We start from the raw sequence: 14,962 nt of genomic DNA on the forward strand, positions 1-14,962 counted from the left end.
TTATCTGCATCCGTCAAGGGGGTTGAAGGGGTTGATTCTGCCCGTTTTCCGCGTATTCATGCGGTTCGGGGGCCTGTTCCGGGCCAGTCGTATGCCTGAATCGTGATAAACTGGTCTGCGGGAAAGGGGAATGTCCACATGGTATTTGAGGTCGGCGAGACAGTAGTTTACCCTCACCACGGTGCAGCAAAAATTGAAGAAATCAAGATGCGCACTGTCAAGGGCGAAGAGAAAATGTATCTCAAGCTCAAGGTGGCTCAGGGTGATCTGACCATTGAAGTTCCAGCAGAGAACGTTGACCTTGTTGGGGTTCGTGACGTAGTGGGCAAGGAAGGCTTGGAGCACGTATTTGACGTGCTGCGGGCTGAGTTCACTGAAGAGCCCACCAACTGGTCACGCAGATACAAGGCAAATCTGGAGAAGCTTGCTTCCGGTGACGTCATCAAGGTAGCAGAGGTCGTTCGTGACCTTTGGCGCCGTGATCACGATCGGGGCCTTTCCGCAGGTGAGAAGCGAATGCTGGCCAAGGCCCGGCAGATTCTGATTTCAGAATTGGCGCTGGCTGAAAAGACCGACGAAGAGAAGGCTGCAAGCGTTCTCGACGAGGTCCTGGCTTCCTAAGAATTGACCCCCGGGGGTGCGAAAGCGCCTCCGGGGTTTCTTTTTGCCCAAAACCTGGCGCTGCCGGGCCGGTAGGGTCCGTGGCAGTTCCTGGGACGTAGGCTAGAGCGCATGAGTAGCGAACCGCACCGCCCCGTCACCGCCGTCATCGTCGTGGCCGCCGGTTCCGGCGAACGGCTGGGTTACGGCATGCCCAAGGCCGCCGTCCCGCTCGGCGACGAACCCATCCTGCTCCATGCCCTGCGCGGTGTGGTGGCCTCGGGGGTGGCAAGCCAGGTGTGCATCGCGCTGCCTGCGGGCCATGACGCGCTGAAGCAGCTCGTGGACGATTTCCGTCTGGAGCTTGTCGACGGCGGCCCAGTCCTGACGGTGGTTGATGGCGGAGCCAGCAGGTCAGACTCCGTCCGCTCCGCGCTTGCGGCTGTGGAAACGGGCACAGAGGCAGTACTCGTCCACGATGCCGCCCGGGCACTGACGCCTGAGTATGTATTTCACCGTGTGGTTGACTCGCTGGCCGCCGGCGCCCTTGCCGTCATCCCCGCGGTCCCGGTCGTGGACACCGTCAAGACAGTGGCGCCCACTACGGGTGAAGGCGGCAGAATCGCGCCGGAGATAGTCACCGGCACGGCTCCGCGGGAGAGCCTGCGGGCAGTCCAGACCCCCCAGGGATTCCACCTCCCCACCCTCGTCAAAGCCCACGAAGCGGCGATGAACCTTGCGGACGAACAGGCTGCAGCTGTCACGGATGATGCCATGCTGGTGGAACTTCTCGGCGTCCCTGTCCATGCCGTCCATGGCTCCACCCAGTCGCTCAAGATCACCACACCCTTGGACCTGATCATTGCCGAAGGGCTGCTGGAAGGCCCGCTCGGGGTCCGCTGGGTGGAAGGCTAATCGTGGCTGCAGACAGAATGATCCTTCCGCGCACCGGCATCGGCCTGGACGTTCACGCCTACTCTTCGGCCGAGGAGCCGCGCCCGCTTTGGCTCGGCGGACTCCTCTGGGAGGGTGAGCGCGGCCTGGCCGGACACTCCGACGGCGATCCGGTGGCCCATGCTGCAGCGGACGCGCTTTTTTCCGCCGCGGGCAGCGGCGACCTGGGAACCCACTTCGGCACAGACCGGCCTGAGTTTGCCGGCGCCTCAGGGGTAACCCTTCTCGCTGAGGCGGCAAGAATTGTCCGGGGCGCCGGCTTTGAGATCGGCAACATTGCCGTTCAGTTCGTAGCCAACCGGCCAAAGTTCGGACCCCGCAGGCAGGAATCGCAGGAAGTGCTCAGCGAAGCAGCCGGCGCCCCCGTCAGCGTTACGGCCACCACCAGCGACGGCCTGGGATTCGCGGGACGCGGGGAGGGCATTTCCGCCGTCGCCACTGCCCTGGTGTATCCGAAGTAGCGGGAGATAGGGGCCTTGGCCCGGTGAATGCTCCCGGGAACGGAGCGGCCTGCGCCCTTTCGGCTAATCTGGAGCGGTGACCCTGCGATTTTACGACACTGCATCCGCCGAAGTCCGTGACTTCGTCCCCCTCGTCCCGGGCAAGGCGAGCCTGTACTACTGCGGTGCCACAGTTCAGGGCATGCCGCACGTGGGCCACATCAGGTCGGCCATCGCCTTTGACCAGCTGACCCGCTGGCTTCAGTTCCGTGGATACCGGGTCACCGTGGTACGGAACGTTACCGACATTGATGACAAGATCCTGGCCAAGTCGGCCGAGTCCTTTGCCGCTGATTTCCGGCCGGAGCCCGGAGCGGTCCGTGAGGAAGAGTGGTGGGCACTTGCCTACCGCTACGAGCAGGAATTCCTTAAGGCCTACGACACCCTGGGTGTTTCCCGGCCCACCTACGAGCCCCGCGCCACCGGCCACATCCCCGAGATGCATGCCCTCATCCAGCAGTTGATCGAAAGAGGCCACGCCTACCCGGCCCTGGACGGCTCCGGAGACGTCTACTTCGACGTCAGGTCCTGGAGCAAATACGGGTCCCTCACCCGGCAGAACATCGACGATATGCAGGGCGCGCCGGATGCTGACCCGCGGGGCAAGAAGGATCCCCGGGACTTCGCGCTGTGGAAGGGCTACAAGGAGGGGGAACCGCTCACCGCCAGTTGGGCTTCACCCTGGGGCACCGGACGCCCCGGCTGGCACCTGGAGTGCTCCGCCATGGTGACCAAGTACCTCGGCACCGAGTTTGATATCCATGGCGGCGGCCTTGACCTGCGTTTCCCGCACCACGAAAACGAGATGGCACAGTCCCAGGCAGCGGGCCACGGCTTCGCCAACTTCTGGATGCACAACGGCATGGTGACTTATCAGGGCGAAAAGATGTCCAAGTCCATTGGGAACACCGTCAGCCCTGCTGAAATGCTGGAGCTCGCTCCCTCACGCGTTGTCCGGTACTACCTCGGCCAGGCACACTACCGGTCCGTGCTGGACTACAGGCCAACGTCGCTGCAGGAAGCGGCGGCGGCCGTTGACCGCATCGACGGATTCCTGAACAAGGCCAGGGAACGCTTCGGCTCGGGCTTCGGTTTTGTGGCCGGAGCCTTTGGTGAATCCAAAGCGACCATGGATGCCTTTACGGCCGCGATGGATGATGACCTGAATGTTCCGCGGGCACTGGGTGCGCTCCATGACACGGTCCGTGCCGGAAACACGGCACTGGCCGCCGGGGACGATGAGGCTGCACGGAACGCCAGGCACGTGGTCATCCTCATGACGCAGGTCCTGGGTCTGAATGCCGCCACCCAGCCAAGCGCAGGGGACGGAAAGGAACAGGCGGCGCTGCAGGTCCTGGTCGATGGTCAGCTCGCTGCCCGCGCCCAGGCGCGTGCCAACAAGGACTGGGCTGCTTCAGATGCCATCCGCGACGCGCTTAAGGCTGCCGGAGTCGTCGTCGAAGATGGCCCTGACGGTGCCACCTGGAGCCTGCAGCGCGACTGAACCGGCGATTTAACTTATTTCAGTAGACTGGTATGCAGACTCAGTCAAACAATCAAGGGTGGAACTCTCATGGCCAACAACGGTCGCCGGTCGGTCAAAGCAAAGAAGGGGCCTACCATCGGAACCGGTGGCCATGGCCGCAAGTCCCTGGAGGGCAAGGGCCCCACGCCCAAGGCGGAAGACCGCCCGTACCACAAAGCGCACAAGAGCAAGCAGTTGGCTGAGAGGTCAGCTGCCAAGCGTGGAACAGGCGCCCGAAGTGCCGGTGCTGCCCGCTCCGGACCCAAGGGGCGCGCCACGGAGGAAGTTGTCACCGGCCGTAACTCGGTGGTTGAAGCCCTGCGGGCGGGGATTCCGGCGAAGGCCCTCCACATTGCCATCCGGATCGAAATGGATGACCGCGTCAAGGAATCCCTCAAGATAGCGGCCGAGCGGGGCATTCCGCTTCTTGAAACGGGCAAGCCGGAGCTGGACCGGATGACCGACGACGCCGTCCACCAGGGCCTCGTGCTTCAGATTCCGCCGTACGAGTACCAGGATGCCTACGATCTTGCCGTGGAAACAGTGGAACGGTGGAAGAAGGGCCACGTTGCCAACGCCCCGCTGTTCGTTGCCCTGGACGGCATCACCGATCCACGCAACCTCGGCGCCATCATCCGCTCTGTCTCAGCTTTCAGTGGCCACGGCGTAATTGTTCCGGAGCGACGCTCCGTGGGCGTCACGGCTTCTGCCTGGAAGACCAGCGCCGGCGCGGCCGTCCGTGTCCCGGTGGCCCGGGCAGCCAACCTGAACAGCGCCCTGAAGCAGTTCAAGAACATGGGCATCTTTGTCCTGGGACTGGACGGTGACGGCGACGTCTCCCTGCCGGACCTGACCCTCGCCACTGAGCCTGTCTGCATTGTGGTCGGATCCGAGGGCAAGGGCCTGAGCCGCCTGGTCCGCGAAAACTGCGACCAGATCGTTTCGATCCCGATCGATTCCGCCATGGAATCCCTGAACGCGTCCATGGCCGTGGGGATCTCGCTCTACGAAGTTTCAAGGCAGCGCGCCACCAAGTAGGGGAGAGCCACCATGTAGGGGAGCGCGCGGCCGGACTTTTGCCGGCTGCTGCGCTCCTACGCAAAACGCGGGCTCCGGCTCGAATGCTCCCTCACCTTTGGCGGGTAAAACTGCAGCAACGCTTCCTCACTTCGGTGGGGGAGCGTTGGTTTGTCTTGAGCAGTCCCCGACCTAGAACTCCCTGCGGTTGGCCAGGACTGGGAGCTTTTGGCGGGCTTCCTTGACCACCGCGGCGTCGAGGTCCGCGAAGAGCAGGTCCGGGGCGCCGTCGAGCTCGGCCAGGACCTCGCCGAACGGGGAGACGACGGCGGAGTGCCCCACCCCGGTGGGTGCGCTGCCCTTGGTCTCGATGCCCTGTACTGCGGGGTCGCCCTGTCCGGAGGCCAGGACATAGGTGGTGGAATCCAGTGCACGCGCCCGGGAGAGCAGCTGCCATTGCTCCACCTTGCCGGGACCGGACCCCCAGGAGGCGCAGAGGATGTTGACTTCGGCACCCCGCTCGGCGTTGGCGGTGAACAAAGCCGGAAAGCGGATGTCGTAACAGGTGGCCAGGCCAAAGGTGAGGCCACCGGCGTCGAAGGTTACGGGGCCTGTTCCGGGCTCCACGGTGTCCGATTCAAGAAAGCCAAACGCGTCAAAGAGGTGGACTTTGTCGTAGCTGGCGTCCACGCCCGGTCCGGTGGCCAGGAGGGTATTGCGCACCTTTCCGCGGCCGCTGCCTGAGGGCGAGCCCGGTGTGAACATCCCCGCCACAATTACCAGGCCGAGCGATTCGGCGATGCCCCGCACCTGACTCGCCCAGGGCCCGTCCACCGGTTCGGCGATATCCAGCAAGGAGTTGCCGAAGGCCCGCATGGTGGCCTCGGGGAACACCACCATTTCCGCTCCGCCGGCCTTGGCCTTGTGGGCGTACTCCTCCACAAGAGCCAGGTTTTTGCCAAGCTCCCGGCCAGTGATGATCTGGGCAAGTGCAACCCGCATAACTACCTCCCATAAGACTCGTCCATCCAGTATGCAATGCCGCCGGGTGATGCCGTGGGCGGCAGAAGCACAGCTTCACAACCAGCAGGGAAAACCGGCGATTTGCGCGCGGCGGCTAATATTTAGGTGATGGTCATGCCGCTCTTTGATACTGCTTCCACCATGGACGCCTCCGCCGCGCTTCCTTTAGGTGTGACTGTTCCGCGCCCGGGTTCCTCCGGTGGGGAGCACCATTCGCAGTCCCGGGCGAACGTGGCGGTCTATGCGCCGGGTGTGGAAAACCTCGAGATCGCGTACAAGGCACCCGGTGGCGAATGGCAGCTGAAAACGCTTCCGAACGTCACCCACGGCGTGCACCACGGGATCGTTGAGGACTTTCCGTACGGATCGCGTTACGGTTTCCGGGCCACCTCCAAGGAGGCGTCGCTGCCGCTTTCCGTGCCCACCCTGGACCTGGATGACGACGGCGGCCAGCCGCTCCTGCTCGATCCCTACGGGCGCGCCGTGGACGAGCGCGAGGGATTCCTGACCAATGTCAGGATGGCCAACCACTTCGACTGGGGCAACGATCAGCGGCCCCGCGTGCACTGGCGCAACACCATCATTTACGAAGCCCATGTCCGCGGGCAGAGCATGTTGCATCCCGACGTCCCTGAAGAACTGCGGGGCACATACGCCGGCATGGCTCATCCGGCGATCATCGAACACCTCACCAGCCTGGGCATCACGTCCGTCCAGCTGCTCCCCGTGCACTTTCATCTGGATGAGCCTCACCTGCAGAACCTCGGTATGACCAACTACTGGGGCTACAACACCGCCGCTTTCTTTGCCCCCCATCCCGGCTATGCCACCCGCGCCGCGCAGGAAGCCGGACCACAGGCCATCCAGGACGAATTCAAGGGCATGGTCAAGCTGCTTCATGCGGCCGGACTGGAAGTGATCCTCGACGTCGTCTACAACCACACCGCGGAGGGCGGCCCCGACGGCAAGACGCTCAGCTTCCGCGGGCTCGGCGAAGACAAGTATTACCGCACTGACGGCCACGGCAGGTACATCGACACCACGGGCTGCGGCAACAGCCTGAACTTCGGGGAACCGCGCGTGGTGCAGCTTGTCCTGGATTCCCTCAGGTACTGGGTGGATGAGTTCCATATTGACGGCTTCCGTTTCGATCTCGCTGTGACCCTGTGCCGTAACGCGGTCAACGAGTTCGATCCGCGGCACCCTTTCCTGGTGGCCATCGCCGCCGACCCCATCCTGTCCGATGTGAAGCTCATTGCTGAGCCCTGGGATGTTGGTTACGGGGGGTGGCAGACAGGACGCTTCCCCGGTGGCTGGGTGGACTGGAATGATCACTTCCGGGATGCCGTGCGCTCGTTCTGGCTCGCGGACCGCGCTGCCATTGAGGCCGGAGGCCAGGGCGGGTCCGTGTCCCGGCTGGCGGACGCGCTTTCGGGCTCGGCAGGACTCTTTGAAGGATCAGGCCGTTCCCGCCTGGCTTCGGTCAACCTGGTCACCGCGCACGACGGTTTCACCATGAGCGACCTGGTGTCCTACGACCGCAAGCACAATGAAGCAAACGGCGAGCAGAACCGGGACGGCCACGGCGACAACCGCAGCTACAACCATGGGTTCGAAGGCCGCACCGAGGACGAGGCCATCCTGGCGGAGCGCGCCCAGTCGCGCCGGAACCTGATGGTCTCCCTGATGATTTCCCTGGGCGTACCCATGATCACTGCGGGCGACGAACTTGCCCGGACCCAGCAAGGTAACAACAACGCCTACTGCCAGGACAACCCCATTACGTGGCTGGACTGGACCCGCACGCCGGAATCGCATGAAATGCTGCGCAGTACCAAAAGGTTCATCCGGCTCCGGAAGGATTTTATGGCCAACCAGCCACACGACTTTCCGGTCCGCGACGAACAGTCCTACCTCTACTGGTTCGACGAGTCGGGCGCGCCGATGTCCATGGAGCACTGGAACGATCCGCACCGCCGGGTCATGCAGCTCCTGCTCGGGTCCGACGACGGCACCCTTGCCGGACTGGCGGTGGTCAACGGAGGAAACACCGACGTCAAAATCACCCTGCCGCAACTCACGAACGACGACGGATCGCCGCGGCGGATGTTTGAGCTCAGGCTGACCACCTCACCGCTGCACGAGCTCCGCCAGGGCAGTCGCGTGGCCTCCGGGGAATCAGACCTCGTCCAGGCCAACTCCATTAACATCTACCGCACTTAAGATCCAAGGCAGAAGGCACCTGACACCGATGAAGATCTACTCCGCAGACACCTGGTCCATCGAAGAGCTGCAGGAGATGGTCGCAGACGCCGGGCGCCGCAGCCTGGTTGTCCCGCCGGCAGACCACAAGAAAGCAGTCCTGGAGGTGTTCGGGGAGGTCCTGGACTTCCCCGAACACTACGGCGTGGATCTGGACGCCCTCAACGATTCCCTGCACGACTTCGCAGACAGCATCACGGAAAACGGGCATCCGGCCGTGACTGTCCTCTGGCAGGTCGCCGCGCCGTTTCGCGGCGACAGGTCCTTCGGCATTATCTGCGAGATTCTCCAGGACGCTGAAAGCTACGCCGGCGATCAGCTCGCCGTAACCGCGGTCCTGCTCTAGGCCGCAAACCTGTTTAGGCAAGCATGAAGCCCGGTCCTGCTTTGGCAGGACCTGGCTTCAAGGCAAACAGACTTCAGACAAGCAGAGCTTAGGCGTTGACGATCAGCCCGAGCTCGGCCTTCGAAGCCAGGGCCTCATGCCGGGGGAGGACCCGCACCGTGTAGCCAAAGGAACCGGAACGGTCTATCACCAGGGAACCGGTGAAAAGGTGACGTCCGTTTCCGAGGTCTTCCTGCGGCTTGAGTTCCATCACGGTGATGTCCGTCAGGGTGTCGCTTTCCTCGGCGCGGCCGTAGGCAACTTCAACCGCGACGTCGTCCGGCGTCAGGCTGTGAAGTGCCACGTAGGCGTTGACCTGCAGCGTGTCACCGATCTGCGGATCCTCGGATACACCGACGGAGTCCACATGCTCAACGTGGAGCAGCGGCCACGCGGACCGCACCTTTCCGATCCAGGCGGCCAGGGTGCGTGACTGGGCGTAGGAATCCGCCACCGCCCTGCGGCCTGCGTCCGCCGCCGGACGGTACAGGATGTTGACGTAGTCGTGCAGCATCCGCTCGGCCGAAACAGCAGGGCCCAGGTGCGAGAGGGTGTGCTTGATCATCGAAACCCAGTGCGTGGGAACCTTTTCCATCTCCGACGTGGAGGGCCCGGCAGCGCCCGCTTCTTCGGAAACTGTGCTCCCGTAGAAGCGCGGGGCCACCTCGGATTCCAGCAGCTCATAAAGGGCCGCTGCCTCAATATCGTCCCGTTCCTCGGGGGACGCGTCATTGTTGGCGGTGGGGATCGCCCAGCCGTTCTCGCCGTCGTACATCTCGTCCCACCAGCCGTCCAGGACAGAAAGGTTCAGCGAACCGTTAATGGCAGCCTTCATGCCTGACGTTCCGCAGGCTTCCAGCGGACGCAGCGGGTTGTTCAGCCAGACGTCGCAGCCGGGGAAAAGAGTCCTCGCCATGGCGATGTCGTAGTTGGGCAGGAAGGCGATCCGGTGCCGGACTTCGGGATCATCCGCGAAGAGGACCAGGTCCTGGATCATTTTCTTGCCCGCATCATCTGCAGGGTGGGACTTGCCGGCAATCACCAGCTGGATGGGATGTTCCTTGTGCAGCAGGAGTGCCTTAAGCCGTGCGGGCTCGCGCAACATCAGGGTGAGGCGCTTGTACGTCGGAACCCGGCGGGCAAAACCGATGGTCAGGATGTCGGGGTCCAGCACGCTGTCTGTCCAGCCGAGCTCGGCGTCCGCGGCACCGCGTTTCTTCCAGGCGGCACGGAGACGGCGGCGCACGTCCTCAACGAGGGCTGTCCGCATTTCACGGCGCAAAGCCCACACATCGGCGTCGCTCACGTTATAAGCAAGGTCCCAGCGGCCCATGGCTTCGGCTTCGCTGCCGAATTGCTCCCTGGCGAGCTTGGAAATACGTCCGTCCACCCACGTGGGAACGTGCACGCCGTTGGTGACCGACGTGATGGGCACCTCGGAGTGGTCAAAGCCCGGCCAGAGGGCCGAGAACATGCCCCGAGACACTTCACCGTGCAGCTTGGCCACGCCGTTGGCGCGCTGGGCCAGCCGGAGACCCATCACCGCCATGTTAAAGACAGACGGGTTTCCGTCCGCATAGTTCTCCCGGCCCAGCTCCAGTATCCTGTCCACGGGCACCGCGGGCGCCAGCCCGGCCTGGAAGAAGTGGTGGATCTGGGACACCTCGAACCGGTCAATGCCCGCCGGCACCGGCGTGTGCGTGGTGAAAACTGTGGAGGCCCTGCCCGCAGCAAGCGCCTCGTCGAAGCTGAGCGCCTGCTCGCCGGACATCAGCTCCTGGATGCGTTCGATCCCCAGGAAGCCGGCGTGGCCCTCGTTGGTGTGGAAGACTTCCGGCGCGGCGCGTCCTGTGAGCCGCTGGTAGAGGCGGAGCGCCTTCACCCCGCCCATTCCCAGAAGCAGCTCCTGCTGCAGCCGGTGGTCCCCGCCGCCACCGTAGAGGCGGTCGGTGATGCCGCGGGCGGCGTCGTCGTTGCCCGGAACATTGGAGTCCAAAAGCAGCAGCGGGACACGCCCGACGTCGGCACGCCAGATATGCGCCAGCAGCCGGCGCCCGTTGGGCAGCGGCAGAGAAATCTGGAGGGGTCGGCCGTTGCCGTCGCTTGACGGTTCGCGGAGCAGCGTCAGCGGCAGGCCGTCCGGGTCCAGCACGGGGTACGTCTCCTGCTGCCAGGCGTCCCGTGACAGCGACTGCTTGAAGTAACCGGCCTGGTAAAGCAGGCCAACACCAACCAGCGGCACGCCGAGGTCGGAAGCGGCTTTCAGGTGGTCACCGGCGAGGATGCCCAGGCCGCCGGAGTACTGCGGGAGTACCTCGGTGATACCGAACTCCGGCGAGAAATAGGCAATGGAAGACGGAGCGTCCTCACCCAGCGTCTGATACCAGCGGGGCTCCTCAAGGTACCTGTCAAGGTCCGCCTCGGCAGCCCGGATCCGGTCCACCACCGCCTGGTCTGCTGCGAGGCTTTGGAACTCCTCGCGGCTCACCAGCCCGAGGAAGCTCACCGGATCCTGCCCGCTTTCCTCCCAGACCCGGGCGTTCAATCCGGCGAAAAGCTCGCGGGTTGGCCGGTGCCAGGACCAGCGGAGATTGGTGGCCAACCGGGCCAGTGGCCTGATCGGTTCAGGGAGAACAGTTCGAACGGTAAATCTGCGGATTGCCTTCACCTGCGCCACACTAACCGACAACATGGGCGGCTGGAACCGGTTTGGCTTTCTTTTAGGTAAATGACAGATAACGCCGGGGAAAAGTCGAATCGCCGGTGGAAAAAAGAGAGCAGGCTTAGCAATCCGGTTGATTTCTCGCTAACGTCGAGGCTGTGACGACTAACTCTGGAACCACTGCCGCATCAAAGCAAAAGCCGAAAGGCCGGATCACTGACGGCCTGCGGTTTGGCCGTTTTCCCATCACGGACGTGCAGCCCGTGGTGGAAGGCGGAAAGTTTCCCGCCAAGGCCTTGCCGGGTGAAGGAATCGTGGTGGGCGCCACCGCTTTCCGCGAGGGACATGACCAGCTGGGCGTGAGCGCAGTCCTTCTCGATCCCCGGGGCAAGGAGCGCCAGCGCGTCCGGCTGGCCCCGCCCAAGGGGGAACGCGGGATGGGGACTGACCGCTGGGAAGGCATCCTCACGCCGTCGGGCACGGGAACTTGGTCATTCATCATCGAGGCCTGGCACGACCGCTACGGGACCTGGCACCACAACGCCGAGGTCAAGGTGGGGGCCGGGATCGACGTCGAGCTGATGCTCGCCGAGGGTTCATCGCTCCTCGCAGAAGCCGCCGACGACGCCTCCCGGAGTGCCGCCGACAGGCGCACCCTGCGGGCGGCAGCCGCCACGCTTGCCAACGGCTCCCTGACGGATGAGGAACGGCTCGCTGCCGGATTCGGTCCGGAAATCACGGACCTTGTTAACCGTCAGCCCATCAGGGAATTGGTCACCGTGTCGGAGCGCTTCCCACTCTTCGTGGAGCGCGACCTCGCCGGCCGCGGTGCCTGGTACGAATTCTTCCCCCGCTCCGAGGGCGCTGTCCGGGACCCTGTCACAGGCACCTGGACCTCAGGCAACTTCCGCACCGCCGCGAAGCGCCTGGAGGCGGTGGCGGCCATGGGTTTTGACGTGCTCTACATGCCTCCCATCCATCCCATCGGTGTTCAGCACCGCAAGGGACCCAACAACACGCTGATCGCAGGCCCCAACGATCCCGGTTCACCCTGGGCCATCGGCGCCAAGGAGGGCGGCCACGACGCCATCCACCCCGATCTGGGAAGCTTCGACGATTTTGACGCCTTTGTGGCCCACGCCAACCAACTCGGGCTCGAAGTTGCGCTGGACCTCGCGCTCCAGGCGGCCCCGGACCACCCCTGGGTGGAATCGCACCCTGAATGGTTTACCACCCGGGTGGATGGAAGCATTGCCTACGCGGAGAATCCGCCAAAGAAATACCAGGATATTTATCCGCTTAATTTCGACAACGATCCCGAAGGCCTGTCCAAGGAAATCCTGAGGGTGGTCCTGCTGTGGGTCAGCCACGGCGTGAAGATTTTCCGGGTGGATAATCCGCACACCAAGCCCGTGTGGTTCTGGGAATGGCTGATCGGGCAGGTCAACAAGAAGGCGCCCGGCGTTGTGTTCCTTGCCGAGGCCTTCACCCGCCCGGCCATGATGCACGCCCTGGGCAGGGCCGGATTCCAGCAGTCCTACACCTACTTCACGTGGCGGAACACCAAGAAGGAGCTGGAGGCGTACTTCACGGAGGTCAGCCACGAATCCCCGGCCTACTTCAGGCCCAACTTCTTTGTGAACACCCCGGACATCCTGACTGAATACCTGCAGTTCGGCGGACCGCCCGCGTTCAAGATCCGGGCAGCGCTGGCGGCAACCGCCAGCCCGCTGTGGGGCGTCTATGCAGGCTACGAGCTGTATGAGCACGTGGCCCGCCCGGGTGCCGAGGAATACATCGACAACGAAAAGTTTGAGTACAAGGCCCGCGATTGGGATGCCGCCGAAGCGTCCGGCCGCTCCCTGGCGCCCTACATCACCAGGCTCAACGAGATCAGGCACGCGCATCCGGCGCTGCAGGATCTCCAGAACCTCACGGTGCACCAGAGCACTGATGACGCCACCATCGTCTACTCCAAGCACAAGACCCTCGCAGACGGCACCAAGGACACCATCATCGTGGTGGTCAATGTCGATCCGCACGGGACCAGGGAGAGCACCGTTTCGCTGGACCTTCCCGCGCTTGAACTTGACCCGAAGGACCTCTCGCACAATGGCGGCTTCTGGGTGGACGACCTGATCTCGGGTGAATCCTGGGAATGGGGAGAATACAACTATGTCCGCCTGGACGCACACGTTGAACCCGCACACATCCTGAGAGTGAGGAGAATTCATCAGTGAGTTTTAACCCGCAGGGATCCAGCCAGCATTTCACCCCCAAGAGCACGTTTGAGCTGAACGCGCCGGGCCTCCAACATGACCCTTTGTGGTATCGGAAGGCAGTGTTCTACGAGGTGCTCGTGAGAGCCTTTGCGGACGCCAACGGTGACGGTTCAGGCGACTTCCACGGACTCATCGACAGGCTGGACTACCTGCAGTGGCTGGGGGTGGACTGCCTGTGGCTGCCGCCGTTTTTCCAGTCACCGCTGCGCGACGGCGGATATGACATCTCCGACTACAACTCCGTGCTCGATGAGTTCGGCACCATCACGGACTTCAAGCGCCTCGTGGCCGAAGCCCATGCGCGCGGCGTCCGGGTCATCATCGACCTCCCGCTGAACCACACGTCGGACCAGCACCCCTGGTTCCAGGAATCCCGCAAGGACCCCGATGGCCCCTTCGGTGATTTCTATGTGTGGAGCGACACCGACGAGAAGTACCAGGACGCCCGCATCATCTTCGTGGACACCGAAGAATCAAACTGGAGTTTCGATCCCATCCGTCGCCAGTTCTTCTGGCACCGCTTCTTCAGCCACCAGCCTGATTTGAACTTTGAGAACCCCAAGGTCATCGACGCGCTCTTTGACGTTGTCAGGTTCTGGCTGGACCAGGGCATCGATGGTTTCCGCGCGGACGCCATCCCTTACCTCTTCGAGGAGGAAGGGACCAACTGCGAAAACCTTCCCGCCACCCATGACTTCCTTCGCAAGCTGCGGACCATGGTGGACGAGAGCTACCCGGGCCGCGTCATCATCGCCGAGGCCAACCAGCCGCCCAACGAGGTGGTGGAGTACTTCGGGACTGAGACCGAGCCGGAATGCCATATGGCCTTCCACTTCCCCATCATGCCGCGTCTCTACTACGCTCTGCGTGACCAGAAGGCCGCCCCGATCATCGAAACGATGCATGACACCCCGGAGATTCCGGAGGGGGCGCAGTGGGGGACCTTCCTGCGGAACCATGACGAACTGACGCTCGAAATGGTCACGGCGGACGAGCGTGCCGCGATGCTCGGCTGGTATGCACCCGATCCCCGGATGCGGGCCAACATCGGCATCCGCCGCCGGTTGGCGCCCCTGCTGGACAATTCCAGGGCCGAGATCGAACTCATCCACGCCCTGCTGCTCTCGCTCCCGGGGAGCCCGTTCCTGTACTACGGGGACGAGATCGGCATGGGGGACAACATTTGGCTTGAAGACCGCGACGCCGTACGTACTCCCATGCAGTGGAATCCGGACCGTAACGCCGGCTTCTCCGACGCGGATCCAGGCAAGCTGTACCTTCCGGTCATCCAGTCGCTTGTGTACAACTACAGCATGGCCAACGTCGAGGCGGAGGCGGCCCATTCGGGTTCCCTGCTCCGCTGGACCAGGCAGATCCTCAGCGTCCGCAAGAACCACCCGGCCTTCGGCCTGGGGAGCTTCAAGCACGTGGAGGCAGATCACGACGCGGTACTGGCATACATCCGTGAGCTGTCCGATGACAACACGGCGGGGGTGGACGGAGAGTCCATCCTGTGCGCGTTCAACCTTTCCCAGCACCCGGTGGCGGCCCGGCTGCGGGTTCCGCAATTTGCCGGCCGCGGGCTCCGTGACGTGTTCGGCGGGCAGCCTTTCCCCGGCATCGACGACGACGGCACGCTGACGCTGACCTTGGGAAGCCATGATTTCTTCTGGCTTCGCGTCCGGTCGGCGGCATCCAACCCGGCCTCGCCCTACACCCAGGCGATGCCTATCCTGTCCATCGAGAACTGAT

The 14,962-nt window shown here is 63.5% G+C and carries 11 protein-coding genes; 9 read left to right on the forward strand and 2 right to left on the reverse strand.

Annotated features, from left to right (window positions below):
• Positions 1-138: 138 nt before the first annotated feature.
• The 5 genes from F8G81_RS04360 to rlmB all read left to right on the forward strand — a co-directional run bounded on the left by F8G81_RS04360 (position 139) and on the right by rlmB (position 4,617).
• Entirely contained in the window at positions 139-621 is a 483-nt protein-coding gene (locus tag F8G81_RS04360; RefSeq protein ID WP_026266570.1) for a CarD family transcriptional regulator, read from the forward strand.
• Positions 622-732: 111 nt separating this feature from the next.
• Entirely contained in the window at positions 733-1,515 is a 783-nt protein-coding gene (gene ispD, locus F8G81_RS04365) for a 2-C-methyl-D-erythritol 4-phosphate cytidylyltransferase (protein WP_267277796.1), read from the forward strand.
• Between the two features lie 17 nt (positions 1,516-1,532).
• The gene (gene ispF / locus F8G81_RS04370; RefSeq protein WP_267279120.1) at positions 1,533-2,015 is read left to right on the forward strand and encodes a 2-C-methyl-D-erythritol 2,4-cyclodiphosphate synthase; all 483 of its coding nucleotides are present in this window, start codon (positions 1,533-1,535) and stop codon (positions 2,013-2,015) included.
• 76 nt (positions 2,016-2,091) lie between these two features.
• The gene (cysS, locus tag F8G81_RS04375) at positions 2,092-3,558 is read left to right on the forward strand and encodes a cysteine--tRNA ligase (protein ID WP_267277797.1); all 1,467 of its coding nucleotides are present in this window, start codon (positions 2,092-2,094) and stop codon (positions 3,556-3,558) included.
• Between the two features lie 69 nt (positions 3,559-3,627).
• The gene (rlmB, locus tag F8G81_RS04380) at positions 3,628-4,617 is read left to right on the forward strand and encodes a 23S rRNA (guanosine(2251)-2'-O)-methyltransferase RlmB (RefSeq protein ID WP_267277798.1); all 990 of its coding nucleotides are present in this window, start codon (positions 3,628-3,630) and stop codon (positions 4,615-4,617) included.
• A gap of 171 nt (positions 4,618-4,788) precedes the next feature.
• Here rlmB and F8G81_RS04385 read toward each other — a convergent pair whose 3' ends face one another.
• A complete protein-coding gene (locus F8G81_RS04385; protein WP_267277799.1) occupies positions 4,789-5,598 on the reverse strand; it encodes a carbon-nitrogen hydrolase family protein in 810 nt (269 codons plus the stop codon).
• Positions 5,599-5,727: 129 nt separating this feature from the next.
• On the opposite strand from F8G81_RS04385, the gene glgX reads away from it, so the two are divergent.
• Together glgX and F8G81_RS04395 are read left to right on the forward strand one after the other, a co-directional pair.
• Positions 5,728-7,842: a glycogen debranching protein GlgX gene (gene glgX, locus F8G81_RS04390; protein ID WP_267277800.1), complete on the forward strand. Its 2,115-nt coding sequence runs from the start codon at positions 5,728-5,730 to the stop codon at positions 7,840-7,842.
• A 28-nt stretch (positions 7,843-7,870) separates the two neighbouring features.
• The gene (locus F8G81_RS04395) at positions 7,871-8,227 is read left to right on the forward strand and encodes a barstar family protein (RefSeq protein WP_267277801.1); all 357 of its coding nucleotides are present in this window, start codon (positions 7,871-7,873) and stop codon (positions 8,225-8,227) included.
• An 88-nt stretch (positions 8,228-8,315) separates the two neighbouring features.
• Here F8G81_RS04395 and glgP read toward each other — a convergent pair whose 3' ends face one another.
• Positions 8,316-10,934 carry an alpha-glucan family phosphorylase gene (gene glgP / locus F8G81_RS04400; protein ID WP_267277802.1) on the reverse strand — a complete coding sequence of 873 codons (2,619 nt, stop codon included), beginning with the start codon at positions 10,932-10,934 and terminating at the stop codon, positions 8,316-8,318.
• Between the two features lie 152 nt (positions 10,935-11,086).
• Between glgP and F8G81_RS04405 the strand changes: the two genes are divergently transcribed.
• Entirely contained in the window at positions 11,087-13,168 is a 2,082-nt protein-coding gene (locus tag F8G81_RS04405; RefSeq protein ID WP_267277803.1) for an alpha-1,4-glucan--maltose-1-phosphate maltosyltransferase, read from the forward strand.
• Complete coding sequence (gene treS / locus F8G81_RS04410; protein ID WP_267277804.1) at positions 13,165-14,961, forward strand: maltose alpha-D-glucosyltransferase; 1,797 nt, start codon at positions 13,165-13,167, stop codon at positions 14,959-14,961. Before F8G81_RS04405 ends, treS begins: the two co-directional genes overlap by 4 nt.
• The last annotated feature ends 1 nt before the right edge of the window (position 14,962 follow it).

It is taken from the genome of Arthrobacter sp. CDRTa11, assembly GCF_026427775.1.
GTDB lineage: Bacteria > Actinomycetota > Actinomycetes > Actinomycetales > Micrococcaceae > Arthrobacter.